Source organism: Varibaculum timonense (assembly GCF_027694345.1).
In the GTDB taxonomy this organism is placed as follows: Bacteria; Actinomycetota; Actinomycetes; order Actinomycetales; family Actinomycetaceae; genus Varibaculum; species Varibaculum timonense_A.
In genome coordinates this window covers 238,426-253,058 of sequence record NZ_JAQEVU010000001.1, presented here as the reverse complement: position 1 = coordinate 253,058, position 14,633 = coordinate 238,426, and the positions used below count along the sequence as shown (strand labels likewise).

The 14,633-nt window shown below is 52.6% G+C and carries 15 protein-coding genes and 1 riboswitch; of the genes, 7 read left to right on the top strand and 8 right to left on the bottom strand.

Going from position 1 to position 14,633, the window contains the following annotated elements:
- Window positions 1–35: 35 nt before the first annotated feature.
- The 4 genes from ribA to PG728_RS01065 form a co-directional block, all read right to left on the bottom strand.
- On the bottom strand, window positions 36–1,280 hold the full coding sequence (ribA, locus tag PG728_RS01080) for a GTP cyclohydrolase II (RefSeq protein ID WP_270625230.1): 1,245 nt from the start codon (window positions 1,278–1,280) through the stop codon (window positions 36–38).
- Entirely contained in the window at window positions 1,280–1,873 is a 594-nt protein-coding gene (locus PG728_RS01075; protein WP_072509946.1) for a riboflavin synthase, read from the bottom strand. The genes ribA and PG728_RS01075 overlap by 1 nt, the downstream gene beginning before the upstream one ends.
- Window positions 1,858–2,922, bottom strand: coding sequence for a bifunctional diaminohydroxyphosphoribosylaminopyrimidine deaminase/5-amino-6-(5-phosphoribosylamino)uracil reductase RibD (gene ribD / locus PG728_RS01070; RefSeq protein ID WP_270625228.1), 1,065 nt, complete (start codon window positions 2,920–2,922; stop codon window positions 1,858–1,860). The genes PG728_RS01075 and ribD overlap by 16 nt, the downstream gene beginning before the upstream one ends.
- 73 nt (window positions 2,923–2,995) lie before the next feature.
- Window positions 2,996–3,116: riboswitch (FMN riboswitch) on the bottom strand.
- Window positions 3,117–3,121: 5 nt separating this feature from the next.
- Window positions 3,122–3,271, bottom strand: a complete 150-nt coding sequence (locus PG728_RS01065; protein ID WP_270625227.1) for a hypothetical protein — start codon at window positions 3,269–3,271, stop codon at window positions 3,122–3,124.
- Between PG728_RS01065 and PG728_RS01060 the strand changes: the two genes are divergently transcribed.
- Together PG728_RS01060 and PG728_RS01055 are read left to right on the top strand one after the other, a co-directional pair.
- A complete protein-coding gene (locus PG728_RS01060; RefSeq protein WP_270625225.1) occupies window positions 3,270–4,073 on the top strand; it encodes a glutathione S-transferase C-terminal domain-containing protein in 804 nt (267 codons plus the stop codon). The two genes, PG728_RS01065 and PG728_RS01060, sit on opposite strands and share 2 nt — an antisense overlap.
- Before the next feature lie 21 nt (window positions 4,074–4,094).
- Complete coding sequence (locus tag PG728_RS01055) at window positions 4,095–4,982, top strand: DUF3097 family protein (protein ID WP_072509949.1); 888 nt, start codon at window positions 4,095–4,097, stop codon at window positions 4,980–4,982.
- Here the strand turns inward: PG728_RS01055 and hemW are convergent, their stop codons facing one another.
- The 4 genes from hemW to PG728_RS01035 all read right to left on the bottom strand — a co-directional run bounded on the left by hemW (window position 4,983) and on the right by PG728_RS01035 (window position 10,643).
- Window positions 4,983–6,296 (bottom strand): radical SAM family heme chaperone HemW, encoded by a 1,314-nt coding sequence (gene hemW, locus PG728_RS01050; RefSeq protein WP_270625223.1) that lies wholly within the window; start codon window positions 6,294–6,296, stop codon window positions 4,983–4,985.
- Entirely contained in the window at window positions 6,296–7,162 is an 867-nt protein-coding gene (gene trmB / locus PG728_RS01045; RefSeq protein WP_270625221.1) for a tRNA (guanosine(46)-N7)-methyltransferase TrmB, read from the bottom strand. The genes hemW and trmB overlap by 1 nt, the downstream gene beginning before the upstream one ends.
- 3 nt (window positions 7,163–7,165) lie before the next feature.
- A complete protein-coding gene (gene lepA / locus PG728_RS01040; protein WP_408648178.1) occupies window positions 7,166–9,019 on the bottom strand; it encodes a translation elongation factor 4 in 1,854 nt (617 codons plus the stop codon).
- Window positions 9,020–9,080: 61 nt separating this feature from the next.
- The gene (locus PG728_RS01035) at window positions 9,081–10,643 is read right to left on the bottom strand and encodes an LLM class flavin-dependent oxidoreductase (protein ID WP_270625217.1); all 1,563 of its coding nucleotides are present in this window, start codon (window positions 10,641–10,643) and stop codon (window positions 9,081–9,083) included.
- A 166-nt stretch (window positions 10,644–10,809) separates the two neighbouring features.
- Here PG728_RS01035 and PG728_RS01030 point away from each other — a divergent pair, with 166 nt between their 5' ends.
- The 5 genes from PG728_RS01030 to PG728_RS01010 all read left to right on the top strand — a co-directional run bounded on the left by PG728_RS01030 (window position 10,810) and on the right by PG728_RS01010 (window position 13,949).
- Complete coding sequence (locus PG728_RS01030) at window positions 10,810–11,238, top strand: RNA-binding S4 domain-containing protein (RefSeq protein ID WP_270625215.1); 429 nt, start codon at window positions 10,810–10,812, stop codon at window positions 11,236–11,238.
- A gap of 337 nt (window positions 11,239–11,575) precedes the next feature.
- Entirely contained in the window at window positions 11,576–11,842 is a 267-nt protein-coding gene (rpsT, locus tag PG728_RS01025) for a 30S ribosomal protein S20 (protein ID WP_072509953.1), read from the top strand.
- A gap of 158 nt (window positions 11,843–12,000) precedes the next feature.
- Window positions 12,001–12,831 carry an SGNH/GDSL hydrolase family protein gene (locus PG728_RS01020; RefSeq protein WP_270625213.1) on the top strand — a complete coding sequence of 277 codons (831 nt, stop codon included), beginning with the start codon at window positions 12,001–12,003 and terminating at the stop codon, window positions 12,829–12,831.
- Between the two features lie 78 nt (window positions 12,832–12,909).
- Window positions 12,910–13,431, top strand: coding sequence for a peptide-methionine (S)-S-oxide reductase MsrA (msrA, locus tag PG728_RS01015; RefSeq protein WP_270625211.1), 522 nt, complete (start codon window positions 12,910–12,912; stop codon window positions 13,429–13,431).
- Complete coding sequence (locus PG728_RS01010; protein ID WP_270625209.1) at window positions 13,422–13,949, top strand: O-acetyl-ADP-ribose deacetylase; 528 nt, start codon at window positions 13,422–13,424, stop codon at window positions 13,947–13,949. Before msrA ends, PG728_RS01010 begins: the two co-directional genes overlap by 10 nt.
- The last annotated feature ends 684 nt before the right edge of the window (window positions 13,950–14,633 follow it).

The window sequence follows — 14,633 nt, the reverse complement described above, 5'->3', positions numbered from 1 at the left end:
CTCCTTAGGTCTGTTATTCAATCTGACGGGCGTAGCTATTTTCCTTCGGCTAACTTGTCAAGGTTATGGAAAGTATGCCCCAAACGCTGTTTGGTGCGTAAATATTCGATATTATGCGGGTCGATGCCTACTTCCAAGGGCACGATTTCTGCCACCGTAATCCCATCTTCGTCTAGCAATGCTTTTTGGGGATTATTGGTTAGTAACCGAATGTTAGTTATTTTTAGTTCCCTAAGAATTGCTGAGGCAGCCCCATATTCCCGCAAGTCTATCGGCCACCCTAGGTCAAGGTTAGCCTGTGCGGTATCGCGACCTTTATCTTGCAGAGCATAGGCTTTAACTTTTTCCCCAAGTCCAATGCCGCGCCCTTCTTGACCGCGCAGATAAATAATCGCGCCGCCCTCGTCGGCTACTTGCCTCATCGCTTGCTGTAACTGCGGCCCGCAATCGCAACGCAGTGAACCGAAAGCTTCCCCGGTCAGACATTCGGAATGAATCCGCACCAGCGGGGTATCCTCGGGGGTCTTTTCCGAGATTAAAGCGATATGGACTGCGCTCTGCTCTGCGTCTCGATAGGCGCGCACGGTGAAGTCCCCAAACTTGGTGGGCATTTTGGCGCTGGCTATCTCTTTGACCCGAGCAGCTGCAAGTACCTCTGTTCGCGGTTGCATCTGGGATAGATAATCTTTTAGTTCCGCGACTGTTATTAGTTCTAAACCAAACTTTTCCGCAATCGCCGGGCAATCATGGTAACGAATCATTGAACCGTCATCGTGAACCATTTCCCCGATAGCGGCTACCGGCATCAGCTCTGCCAGTTTCATTAAATCTACGGCCGCCTCGGTGTGTCCTGCCCGGGTAAAAACCCCGCCACTGCGCGCCCTAAGCGGCAAAATATGTCCCGGACGTACCAAATCCTCACTGCTGGCCTGAGGGTTAGCTAAAGCCCGCAAAGTGGTACGGCGATCCGCAGCTGAAATCCCGGTGGTAACTCCCCTGGCGGCATCACAAGAAACGGTGTAACAGGTGCGCAGCTGATCCTGATTAGCTGGCCATTGAATCGGCAATCCCAGCAAATCCGCACGTTCCGCCGGCATGGGGGCGCAAATATAACCGGAGGTATAACGCACCATCCACCCCATCCACTCGGGGGTAACTTCTTGAGCACTGACAATCGCGTCTACTTCATTTTCCCGGTCTTTAGAATCCGCTACCAGGACGGGTTTTCCTGCCCGTAGCGCCGCGCTGACCCGCGCGAATAACTTGGCCAAGTCACTCATTAGTTTTTACTCCCCTCAAGTAGACGTTCCACATATTTCGCTATCTGGTCAGTCTCCAAATTGACTAAAGATCCGACTGAAAGCGTTCCTAAAGTAGTGTTATCTCGGGTGACGGGGATGATTGCAACCCGGAAATAGTCCTCACCCACCGCGGTTACGGTTAGAGATACCCCGTCGATCGCAATCGAGCCTTTCCGGGCAATCTGGGGCATTAATGAGGGCGGAGCCGAAATCTGTAGCTCCCGCCAACGCTCCCCTTCCTCTAGGGAAGTTACCGTGCCGGTGCCGTCAATATGCCCGGCAACCAGGTGTCCCCCTAAGCGATCCGTAGGCAGGAGGGCGCGCTCCAGGTTAACCCCCTCGCCAACCTGCTTTTGCCCCAAAGTGGTAAGCCTGACGGTTTCCGGCATGGCGTAAGCATAGAAAGTATCGCCTTCTACCCGGGTTACGGTCAGGCAAATCCCGGAGGTAGCCACCGATTCTCCGGGGGACAGCTCGGAGGCGAAAGTGCAAGAAATCCCAATTTCGAGGTCTGCTTCTCGCTTATTTAACGAGCTAATTGTCCCGACCTCTGCGATTAGTCCGGTAAACATGCTGTCCCTTCCTTTTCTAACGCCAAGAAAACATCTCCGCCTAACTCTTTGACCTGTTGTAAATGGAAATCCAGGGAACTTGTCAAAGCGGTAATCCCCAAGTCGCCTATTCCTTTGTGCCCCGCGCCCAACAGGCGAGACGCTTGGTAAATATGTAGTTCATCTACGAGATTCGCCTTCAACGCTGCGGTCACCAAGGTCGGCCCGCCCTCCAGGAGCGCGAAAATCTCTCCGCGCTGATAGCAGCTTTCTAGTACCGTCTTAAGGTCGTGGGTGCGAGCCTGTTCTGCTTTGCCCGCAAGGTAATATTCTGCGGGAAGGTTGCGCTTGCCCACCACGAGGGGACGCGGCTGGTGCGGGAGCTCGCGTCCATCGGCTAGACGCGCCGACAGTTGCGGGTTATCTGCGAGGACGGTACCGGTACCGGCAATAATCACATCCACGTTGGAACGAATCCGGTGCGCATAGGCACGCGAGAGCCGATTGGTAATCCACTGGCTAGAACCATCCTTAGCGGCGCAATACCCATCCAGGGTTTGCGCCACTTTCGCAATCGTCCAGGGACGGCCGCGCCGGGTGGCCTGCACCCAGTGGGCACTAACTTCCCGCGCCTTCGCGAGGACGTTTTCGTCAATCCCCGCTTCACTAGCGGGAATCGCGTTAATCCCCTGGCTTCGTAGATACTCTCCGCCACCACTAGCCCTAGGATTAGGGTCTGGGACTGCCCAGATTACGTTTTTAATCCCCGCTTCAAGCAGGGCGCGGCTACAGGGAGGCGTTTTACCACTATGGTTGCACGGCTCCAGGGTGACTACTGCCGTCAGCGGAGCAGAGCCAGTATCCTCTTTTAGGTTAGAGAGCGCATCTACTTCCGCGTGAGCGCTGCCCGCTCCCCGGTGATACCCCATTGACAATATCCTGCCGGCAGGAGAAAGAATAGCGCAGCCTACCTGGGGATTTCCTCCGATTCTAGGACCTTGCAATGCGGCTTTAGCGGCGGCAGCAAGGGCGTGAGTTAGGGCAGATTTAGGGGGAATAGACAGCGCCAACAAAAACCTCCTCGCAAAGCTAGGTGTTCCGAGGAGGCGTGGGCGCGCGAAAACGCCACGCGAGCCTGACTGCCCGTGCTACCTCTCATCCGGACTATAACCGTCGGTACCGGAATTTCACCGGTTCAGCCGCCCATATAGGCGGGTCGCGGACTTTACCGCCGGTTCGGATTTTCACCGACCCCGGAGCACCCGTTTATTATGCCACATTTTCTCTCGGTTTGCTTGAGTTACGAGCTACCGCTGTCCAGCCTTGCGCCTTGCCAGCGGAGATAGCGCCCCGTTTAACGCGCGAGGAGAACACCCATTTGCCATAATGAGAATGAATCCAAGAATAGGAGTTGTCCATGATTCCGAATTATCGTTTTGGTAGCGAAGAGTTACCGGTACAGGCCGGTCGCTTCCTGCTAGTTGTTTCTCCCACCTGCCCTTATTGTCGCCGGGTTACAATTGCGCGGCGGCTTTTAGGTTTAGAGGGCGCAATCGGGGTTCGTTACGCTACCGGATCGGGCCCGGATGGTTTCGAGTTTATTCGGGATGGCTATTCCTATGATCCGCTGCTGATGGTGCGTTCAGCGCGCGAGCTGTATCGCCGCCAACCCAATTTTGAGCCTGATGACCCGCAAACCGTACCGGTGATACTAGATTCCCAGCGGGGTAACCAGATTGTGGCCACCGAGTCCGCCGATATGCTGCTCGATTTTTGCACCGCCTGGAAACCTTTTAGTCATTTTGAAGCCCCGGATTTGTACCCGGCAGCGGAGCGAGCAAAACTAGATACCCTCGACGCTTGGCTAAATAAGCAGCTAGTTGGCCCGTCTTGGTCGGTTTCTCACGGTGAAGCTACGCTGCAAGCTCGCCAGGATTTCTCGCTGACTTTGGAGCGCCTAGAAGATATGTTGCGGGAAAATCCGTTCCTTACTGGTGAGCAGCCCACCGAAAGCGATATTCGCGCCTTTGTGGTTTTCCAAGTGCTTTCTTCGTCCGCTCCCGAAATGTTGCGTGATTTCGAGGCCATTAGCGAATATCTTTCTCGCTTGAGCAAGTTGCCGGCTTGGGTCAGTCCCGAAGAGGCGGCGGCTTTGGATCCTAACTATTCCGGCAGTGGCGAATCTGAAGACTCTGCCGGGGCGATCGCCTGTAGCGCTTAAAGTTTCCCCTATAGTTAGGGCGTGTTAGATCGCTACGGAAAAGACGTCCTCGCTAACGACAATTGGCGCAAGCTCCCTGCTTCCCGCCCGGTGGCTGCTACCCGCGGCCTGGTAGTTGAGGACGTGATGACCGGTTTTGTAGGCGCGGTCTTGCGCTGTTATAAATCCGGGGGAATGTATCTGGTGGAGCTGGAGGATCGGCGTGGCATAGTGCGGGCTTTCCCACTAGGAGCCGGTTTTTGGATTGACGGGAAACCGGTAGAACTACGGGCTCCCGCACCTAAAGTGAAAAACGAAAACTCTCCTAAATTGGCAACTGGTCGCGCTGCCACTAATTCGGGTTCACGCCGCGACCCTCGCCAGGACAAGCGCCGAGCGCGGGTGGCGCGGGCTTCCCGGATTTGGGTAGAAGGACGCCACGACGCGGAGCTAGTAGAACACGTTTGGGGCGATGACCTGCGCGAGTTAGGAGTGGTAGTAGAAATCCTGGACGGGGTGGATCATCTTCGAGAGCGGCTAGCCGAGTTCGCTCCGACCCCGCGGACAAGAATCGGTGCTTTAGTGGATCACCTGGTAGCCGGCTCTAAAGAGTCGCGTATCGCCCAGCAGTGTATCGAAACTTTTGGCGAGGACGCAGTCGCGATTGCGGGGCACCCCTTTGTGGACGTGTGGCAAGCAGTAAAACCGCAGCGAGTGGGGTTATCCACTTGGCCGCAGGTGCCGCGCGGCACCGATATTAAAGTGGGCAGCCTGCAAGCGCTAGGCTTGCCGGCTGCAACCCAAGCGGATATTGCTCAGGGTTGGAAACATATTTTGCGGCAAGTGCGCGACTGGCGCGACCTAGAACCCGGTCTTTTAGGGCCGGTAGAGTCCCTAATTGATTTCGTTACCGCCGCCGACACCCGCTAGCTACCAGCCCAGTAGCTGACCAGTAACATAGTCAGCCATTAAACGTCCGCGCAAAGTTAATATCGCCTCACCGCGAGCGGCTGCTTCTTCCTGTAAATAGCCGCTAGCTACTAGCCCTGCTAGCCGAGTTTTTTCCGCTGCGGTCAGGGATTTTACTCCCGCTGCGGTTCGCAGTCCCAGCATAATCCGCTCTAACTCACGTCCGGATTTATCAAGCACTTCCCCATCTTCAACTGGGAGCTGACCGGCACTTACCTGCTCAGCATAGGTCCGCGGATGCTTCTGATTCCACCACCGCACCTGGCCGAGATGAGAATGCGCGCCCGGTCCAATCCCCCACCAGTTCCAGTCCCGCCAATACGCCAGGTTATGACGGGAAACGTTCGTCAAATAGGTAGCATCCGGAATAGTGGGGCTGGGAAGATTCTCCCCTTCCTTAAGCCTTGCCCAATTGGAAATCTCGTACCAAACAAAACCCGCTTCCGCAAGGAGCGCATCTGCCATTTCATATTTTTCCGCCTGGCTATCGGGGTTAATCGGAGGTAGTTTTCCCCTTTTCACTAGGGCGTGCATTTTGGTTCCCGGCTCAATCACCAAAGAATAGGCGCTAATATGGTCAGCCTCCAGCCTCAAAGCCTCCTGTAAGGACGTTTCCCAATCCGCTAGAGATTCCCCCGGAGTTCCATAAATTAAATCCAAGGAAACCGCTAGACCTGCTCTACGCAGCGCTGCCACCGCGTTTGGAAGGTTCTTAGGGCTATGCGTGCGATCCAAAGTAGCCAACACTTTAGGAACCGCTGATTGCATTCCCAAAGAGACTCGCGTAAACCCACTCGCCGCTAAATCCTGAGCTACCTGCTCGGTTATAGTGTCCGGGTTCGCTTCAATCGAGACCTCCGCCCCCGCAGCTATCCCCCAGGCACTCCTTACCTCCTCTAAAATCATCCTCAACGCCTTTGAGGGAAGCAAAGTAGGAGTACCTCCTCCGAAATAAACCGAGGAAAGCGGGGGTATGGTCAGGTTTCGCTCCCGCAAAAAACTGGTCGCTAACCTGATTTCTTTAAGCGCAGATTGATGATAGCTTTCCCGGTTTGCCCCAGAACCAAAATCGTTCACGTAGGTGTTAAAGTCACAATATCCACAGCGTACCCTACAAAAAGGAACATGAATATACAGGGCAAAACCCGGCTTTAAGGTAGTTAGAGAAACCGGAGAATCCCGGCGGGAAGAACCCGGTGAAGCCCCAATTTTATCCGGGAACCGTCCTTTATCAGCAGTTGAAAACAGCTGCTCTAATCTGAGCGTACCCCCCACTAGAGCCGCTGTGCCACCAAATCGAACACTTCCCGTCCCGCATCTAGGGCGCGACGCTCAAATTTGGTCATTACTCGCCCCTCCCAGCGGGTAGCAAACCCGCCGCGCCCCGGGTCGGGGTCGTCCTCATGAGGATTAACCCCGGCATAGGGATTCTCGAAGTAGGGGGAATTCTCTATCACGTCCCGCATCTGGAAAGCATAATCCGACCAGTCGGTGGCTAGCCGCCATACTCCCCCAGGACGCAATACCCTAGCCACCGCCTGGGCAAAGCCCGCCTGCACTAGGCGTCGTTTATGATGTTTAGTTTTACGCCACGGATCTGGGAAGAAAGTCCAAACCTCGTCCAGGCACGCTTCCGGGAACAAAATCGGCAACGCTTGCGCCGCATCAGCCTCGATAATCCGCAAGTTACCCACCCGGGCTTTGACCGCTTTCGAGACGGTTTGTGCTACCCCCGGACGATAAACTTCGAACCCGATATAGTCACGATCCGGATGCGATACCGCTGCAGACACAATCTGTTCCCCATTGCCGGTACCAATCTCTAAACGCACCACACTGTCGCGGTTAAATAACCGTTTAAACGAAAGGGGTTTCGCGTCCTCAGCAACCGCTGTATAACCGGCTCCCATCGGGACTTCGACTACAAATTCTTTTGCATGAGCATCCCAAGTGTGTTGCAGGGAATCGCTAAGCTGGCGTGCCCTGGACACAAAAGATTTAGACCTGGCCATATACCGTCCTTCTGGTGACGAAAGGTCAAAGCCTTCAGCACTGTCGCTACTTTCATCAACAGCCAAAACGTCCTCTTCCACTTCAATCCCGTCTACTGCGTCCTCATTAGCCATCATTTGCTCACTCATGATTTACCCCTTTCCCTTGGGACTATCCTGGGTTATTGCCTCAATAAAAGCAGAATTCGGGATTTCCACCGAGCCTACTGCTTTCATTCGTTTCTTCCCCGCCTTTTGTTTTTCTAAAAGTTTGCGTTTGCGAGAAATATCCCCGCCGTAACATTTCGCCAACATATCTTTTCGCAGTGCCCTAATCGTTTGCCTAGCAATAATGCGCGATCCAATTGCTGCCTGCACCGGAATCTCGAACTGCTGGCGGGGAATCAGTTCTTTCAAACGGCGCGTCATCTTGTCTCCGTATGCGTAGGCGCTATCGCGATGCACGATAGCGCTAAACGCATCCACGCCTTCGCCATTTAGCAAAATATCTACTTTCACCAAATCAGCTGACTGCGTACCCGATTCGTGATAATCCAAAGAAGCAAAGCCCCGCGTCCGGGATTTAAGCTGGTCAAAGAAGTCAAAAACGATTTCCGCTAGGGGCAAACGGTAATGCATCTCTACTCTATCGGAAGACAAATACTCCATTTTGCCTAGAATCCCGCGTCTACCTTGGCAAAGCTCCATTATTCGCCCCACATAATCATTCGGGGTAAGCACCGTGGCTTCAACCACTGGTTCCTGGACATCAAAAATCTTGCCATCTGGGTATTCGGAAGGGTTAGTAACCTCTAGTTCTGTCCCGTCCTCTTGGGTAACCCGATAGATTACCGAGGGCGCAGTGGCAATAATCGACAGTCCCGCTTCTCTTTCTAAACGTTCCTTTACGATTTCTAAATGCAGCAGCCCCAAGAACCCGCAACGGAAACCAAATCCTAAGGCGACAGAGGTTTCAGGCTCGAAAGTAATCGCGGCATCATTTAGCTGCAAACGGTCAAGAGCTTCACGTAAATCTGGAAAATCATCCCCATCTACCGGGTAAATCCCGGAATAAACCATGGGTTTTGCTTCTTTATAGCCGGGCAGGCTCTCGGTAGCAGCATCTTTCGCGCTAGTTACCGTATCCCCGACTTTAGATAGTCGCACGTCTTTGGCACCGGTAATCAAATAGCCTACTTCGCCCGGACCTAGCCCACTCGCTGGGGTTGGCTCTGGAGAGATGACCCCAATCTCTAAAAGCTCATGTTCAGAGCTAGTAGACATCATTTTGACCCGCTGCCCTTTATTTAGATGCCCATCCATCATGCGCACATAGGTAACTACCCCTCGGTAGGTGTCATATACGGAATCAAAAATCAGGGCACGTGCCTGCTGCCCCGTCGAGTGCGGCGGGGGAATCTCCGCTACTATCCGGTCTAGTAGTTCGCGTACTCCCTCGCCGGTTTTTGCCGAAACCCGCAGGCAATCCTGAGGGGCACCCCCTAAAAGACCAGCAATTTCTTCCGCACAGCGGTCAGGTTGAGCAGCTGGAAGATCAATTTTATTTAGCACGGGAATGATAGTTAAATCATGTTCCATCGCCATATAAAGGTTGGCAAGAGTTTGAGCCTCAATTCCTTGAGAAGAGTCGATTAGTAAAATCGCCCCCTCACAAGCAGCCAGAGAACGCGACACCTCATAGGAAAAATCCACGTGACCGGGGGTATCAATCATGTTAAGTACATAGTTGGTATCGGACACTTGCCAGGGCATCCGCACTGCCTGGGATTTAATGGTGATTCCCCGTTCGCGTTCAATATCCATCCGGTCTAGATATTGTTCGCGCATTTCTCGCTCGGAAACTACCCCGGTCTCCTGCAACATACGATCAGCGAGAGTAGATTTTCCGTGGTCAATATGGGCAATAATGCAGAAATTACGAATCCGCTGAGTATCGGTGTTAGCGGGGGCAATCCCTAAATCGCGGTCGCTTGTAGCCAATCGTATATTCTTCCTGTTATTCTGGGTTATCTCTCTGCGCTATCGTATAGCCACAGGACGCTCAAGCCTAACTGCGAGGACGTGGTTTACGCCGAGTACGGGTACGGGTAGCAGATTTTGCGGGGGTTTCTTCTGGGCTGACATCTGAGCTATCGCTTTGAGCTACCTTGGCAGCTATCTCGGTTTTAGTCGCTGTTTTCGCGGTAGTTTTCTTAGTAGCGGTCGGTTTCCTGACCGCTGTTTTCTTGCGGGTAGCGGTTTTCTTTGCCGGAGTTTTCTGCTCGCTGGTCTGCTCAGCATTATCGGCGGTAGAGGCAGCTGATTTATCTTTGAGAGCCGGTTTCTTCCGTTCGCTACGATGGATTGGACCATAGACGGCGGAACGGTTGCGAGGCGCGGGCGATTTGGGCTTTCCGTTATCGCGTTCAACCTCGGATTCTTTAATCTTTATTACTTCCACCTCTTTTGCCTGAGAAGTAGAATCAGCTGCGGTTTCTTCCTCGGTAGATTCGGGTAAAATCGGCAGTCCCCATTCTTTGGCAACCAGTTCCAAAGAGTGAATACGAACCTGAGGATCATAGGCATGAGTTACCGTAATAATCTCATCTACCATGTATTTACGTGACACCCAATCGAGTTTTTCCGCTACTTGCTCGGGGGTACCTACCGCATGGATAGATTGCAAAGCCCGCACCCGGTCAGCTAGCTTCTCGCCTAAGGTAGCATCTAAATCGTCAGTAGGGGGCGTTAAAGTCCCGGGGCGACCTGAAAGTACGTTACCTTGCACCTGTTGAGTAGTGGTGAACTGGTATTTAGCTTCCGCCTCGTCCTCGTTACACATAACGTTCACCCCCATCATTACCACCGGTTCGTCCACCATGGCAGTAGGGGCGTTAGCGTTAAACTCGCGCCGGTAAATCTCTATGGCTTCATCAACGTTATGGGGGGCGAAATGACCCCCAAAAGAATAGGGCATCCCCAAATCAGCCGCTACTTTCGCGCCAGCTGCCGAGGAAGAAAGCATCCACATGGGAATCGCTGTCCCCTCGCCTGGTATGGCACGCACCCGAGTGAAAGGACGATCGACACTAATAACTTCAATCCCCAAAATAGAGGCTTCTGCCCCAGACACCATTCCGGAATGGACAACCGATTTTTGATCTGAAAGATAGGACGCTAATTCCTCTAAATCTTCCTCGAAATAGGCAGGCTCACTCGATCCGCGATGTAGCGCCCTAGCAGTGGCAGGGTCAGTTCCCGGAGCTCGCCCTAACCCCAAATCCACACGACCATCGTAAATAGTGTGGAGCGTTCCATAGGTTTCTGCCACTGTCAAGGGGGACCAGTTAGGTAGCATCACCCCGCCCGCACCTACCCGCAGCCTGGTAGTGTTTTCGAGGGCGCGAGTGATTATCACCGAAGAGGCAGAACACATGAACACTTGCGAACCGTGATGTTCTGCCACCCATAGGCGGTTGTACCCTAAACGGTCAGCGTTCTTCGCCAGATTTAGCGAAGTGTCCAGGGCTTCTTTCCGGGTCATCCCGGTAGAAAGCGGCGCCAACTCCAATATATTTAAAGGAACCCGCCCATTTGGTAACTTGGCAGCGGGAACTGGGTTAGATACCAATTTATTCCTTTCCTCAACGCCCCTTGCGGGGAAAATCCTCTAGTACCAAGATTACGCTAATTGTGGCGCGCGTGGGGGTTAGAAACTAGGCAGTAGAATGAAAAATAGAGTTTTTGGTAAAAACCGGGACTCTTGCCGGGATTAAAACAGCGATAAAGGCACTATATTGAGCGCATCAGATAAAGAGGACGCAGCCCTTAACCTCGATAAGGTCAGCTTTGTTCGCGCCGACATTTGGGTGTGGGCTGTTCGCAAATATAAGACCCGCTCTGCAGCAGCTAAAGCCTGTAAAGCTGGACACGTAAAAGTTAATGGCAAGAGCGCGAAAGCCTCCTCACCGGTACGTATCGGCGATAATGTGGTGGTACGTATCGGCGGTTTTGACCATATTTTGACAGTTAAACAGTTATTGTCTCGGCGCGTTAGTTACCCGCAGGCACGCTTAGCTTACGAGGATTTAACTCCCGAAAGGCTACCGAAACTGTCTTTACCGACTTTGCCTCGCCGCGAGGTCGGAAGCGGCAGACCCACGAAAAAAGAGCGTCGTCAGCTCGATCAGTTACGCGGACGTAACCCCAACCAGGGGCGCAGATAAATCTTTTTTATTGCTGACTGTTCCACTTTTTGCGGATATTTTGCGCTGCGAGCTGCTCTTTGGGGCTAGCTAAATCGGCTACCTTTCACCTTTCCCTTTCAACTATGATTCCCACTTACTAGGATTATTCCCCTGCAATTCCTCCTAGGAAGTGAGCTTGCTTACCTACCGGGATTCTTTTTCGTTTCCGACTAAAGTAACTGTTAAAGTAGTAGCCGGACTTTAGCCCCGGTCGGCTTCAGTCTTGCCGGTTTCTTGCCAGCGTGCCCCACACGCCAGTCCGATTCCGGCTCAGCCCTCTGGACCGAATATTGGATAACTCATAGGCAGTGAAACATTGGCAAATATTAAGTCTCAGAAAAAACGTATTCGTACGAACGAAAAGCGCCGTTTGCGTAACCGCTCGGTAAAATCCGAGCTAAAGACGCTGGTACGGCGTACCCGCGAAGCGGTGGCTGCTGGGGATGCTCAGCTAGCACAATCGGAATTGCAGCTTGCCAGCCGAAAGCTGGATCGCGCCGCGCAAAAGAAGATTATTCACCGCAACCAGGCGGCTAACCGCAAGTCAAAACTGGCGAAACTGGTTAATACCCTAGAAAAATAGTTTCTAGCGTATCCGGTGGTCAGTCATTCTGACAGCTGCGTATTACAAAAAATATCTCACTGCTCGCAGTGGGATATTTTTTATTTCACCCCTATCTATCCCCCTAAATCCGGGTTAATACCTTTGCCCTTATCTCGGCTTTTGTTTAGGGTAGAGCCGTGGCTAGTGAAAATAAAACAGCGCAGATACCTCCTGTCCCCTGGGATAGTTTTGTAGCTATCGGTGATTCTTTCACCGAGGGCATGACCGATACCCTAGACGAAAGCAGCGATGACCCTATCTATATTGGTTGGGCAGACCGTCTAGCCTTCGAGCTGTCCCAGCGCCGGATTAGCGACGGTAAACAACCTCTCAAATATGCCAATTTAGCTATTCGAGGACGTTTAATAAAACAGATTTACCGGGAACAATTCGCTGCTGCCTTAGCTATGAAACCGGATTTAATCTCTATTATTGCCGGGGGAAATGATTTAATAAGACCCGGATGTGCCCCCGATCAGGTTACGGCTCTGCTAGAGAAAATGGTGATGCAAGCCCGTGCGCAAGGAGTAGAGGTTTTACTTTGTGCCAACTACGACCCTAAGCATTCTCCTCTACTGGGTTTATCTCGGATGACGATTGCCGTTTTTAACTCGAATCTTTGGTCTATTGCTCGGCGTTATAACTGCTACGTAATGGATTTGTGGGGATTGCGCTCGCTTAGGGATACTTCTCTTTGGGCTCCAGATCATCTACATTTAACCAATCAGGGACACAAAATAGTCATGAATGCAGCGCTGCAAGGGCTTGGGCAGCCCGTAGTGGACTCTGACTATCAAAAACCGGCTCTAGCAAATAAAGACCGTTACCGGGCAGCTGAGAATCTTGTTTGGGCTAGGGAGCACTTGTGGCCGTGGGTGAAACGACATTCTCAAGGACGCTCTTCCGGGGACGGTCGCACCCCTAAATACCCGCAGCTTATTGCGGTAACCGAACACTTCTTACCCTAGTTAGCACCGTCCCCTTCTTCACCTAGAGGACGTAGCTTCCGTGAGCGGAGGTGGCGGCGCCCCCCTATAATTGGCGGTATGGAAACTATCGAAACCACTTATTTTGCTATGGGATGCTTTTGGGGAGCCGAGCGCCTTTTTGCCCAGATTCCGGGGGTTACCCGCACCGAAGTTGGCTATATGGGAGGACATACTGACAATCCCAGTTATCAACAGGTTTGCACCGATACTACCGGTCATGCTGAAACGGTTCGAGTAGATTTTGACCCGCAGCAAGTCAGTTTCCGTCAGCTACTGGAAATATTTTTCTCCCACCACAATCCCACTACTCTAAATCGCCAGGGAGCAGATATTGGTTCACAATACCGCTCTCAGATTTTCCCGACTACGGCTGCTCAGGAAAAGGCAGCGCAAGCAGTTATGTTGGAGCTTTCACCGCAAATCCAAAATCTTTACGGAGCGGCTCCGGTTACCGAGATTTCTTCTGCCTCGCACCTTCCCCTCTTTTATCCCGCCGAGGACTATCATCAACGCTACCTTGAGAAAAATCCTCAAGGCTACTGCTCCATTAGAGATAATGGGCTAATGAAATGCAACTAGAATCCTTGCAGGTAGAGGTAATTTTAGGAGATATTACTACCCTAGAGGTAGACGTTATCGTGAATGCGGCTAATACTTCTCTTTTAGGAGGAGGGGGCGTTGATGGCGCTATTCACCGCGCGGCGGGCTCTGATTTGTTCCAAGAATGCCGCACCTTGGGCGGGGCACGCACCGGCCAAGCCAAGATTACCGCGGGCTATAACCTGCCCGCCAAGCACGTTATTCACACCCCAGGTCCCATCTGGCGGGGAGGGAGGAGCGGTGAAACTGCACTTTTAGCTGCTTCTTGGCGAAATAGTCTGCACCTGGCAGCTGAAAATAATTGTCACTCGATTGCGTTTCCCTCTATTTCCACCGGCGTTTACCGTTTCCCTATCGCCGAAGCTGCCCAAATAGCCCTGGGTGAAATAAAAGAATTCGCCGCCTCTCCCTCTGCATTAAAATCGGTAACTATCTGTTGTTTTAGCTCCAAAGACCAGCAAGTCTACCAGCACGCCTTAAAAGCCATCGCCAACTAGCAGCAGACTTATTTGCGGTAAAGGTAAAAGTCCCCCGCGAAGGCGAGTTTATGCGCAGGAAGGAACATATGCGCGGAGGAGAGATTTTTCCTCCCGCCCAAGAATTTGGAAAACGTAGCGGCGTTTTCCAAATTCTTATGCCACCGCGCCCGCTCGGATAAAATCTCTCCCCCGCGCGCTTCCAGTAAGCGTTCTCGCAGCCTTAATGCCCGCAGACTTACAGATTTCATCATCTGAATACTGAATGTCCGAAAACGACAGCTAGAGATGCAGAGTCTGTCTAGTCGAAGTCAAGCTCCTCCCAGGAGTAAAGAATGACGCCGGCCGACTTGAGGGGAATCTGACTAAAAATCCTAAATTCGCATACCAGGTGCGGGGGCGGATTTATGCCGAGCAGGTTAGGCGGGCGTAAAGCTCGTAAAAGACCAAGGTCTTTTACGAGCTTTTGGGCAGGAGGCAAAATCCGCCCCCGCGCCTAACCACGTACACAATTCCGCGGGCTTGAGCCGGAGGAAAAATCTCTCCCCCGCGCGGAAGTATCTACATCCAGTTTTCAGGGCAGGAGGCGAAATCTGCTCCCGCGCGTACGTTATGGGCTAATGCCCAAAAGTAATAGGGCTTGGACGAGATTTTCTCGTCCAAGCCCTATGGATTGCCAGATGATTACAAGGTCAATAAATCATC

Excerpts from the sequence above, each read along its gene's own strand:
- PG728_RS01010 (WP_270625209.1), top strand. The coding sequence starts at position 13,422 with ATGCAACTAGAATCCTTGCAGGTAGAGGTAATTTTAGGAGATATTACT.
- ribA (WP_270625230.1), bottom strand. The coding sequence starts at position 1,280 with ATGAGTGACTTGGCCAAGTTATTCGCGCGGGTCAGCGCGGCGCTACGG.
- PG728_RS01075 (WP_072509946.1), bottom strand. The coding sequence starts at position 1,873 with ATGTTTACCGGACTAATCGCAGAGGTCGGGACAATTAGCTCGTTAAAT.
- trmB (WP_270625221.1), bottom strand. The coding sequence starts at position 7,162 with ATGAGTGAGCAAATGATGGCTAATGAGGACGCAGTAGACGGGATTGAA.
- PG728_RS01060 (WP_270625225.1), top strand. The coding sequence starts at position 3,270 with ATGATTCCGAATTATCGTTTTGGTAGCGAAGAGTTACCGGTACAGGCC.
- msrA (WP_270625211.1), top strand. The coding sequence starts at position 12,910 with ATGGAAACTATCGAAACCACTTATTTTGCTATGGGATGCTTTTGGGGA.
- PG728_RS01065 (WP_270625227.1), bottom strand. The coding sequence starts at position 3,271 with ATGGACAACTCCTATTCTTGGATTCATTCTCATTATGGCAAATGGGTG.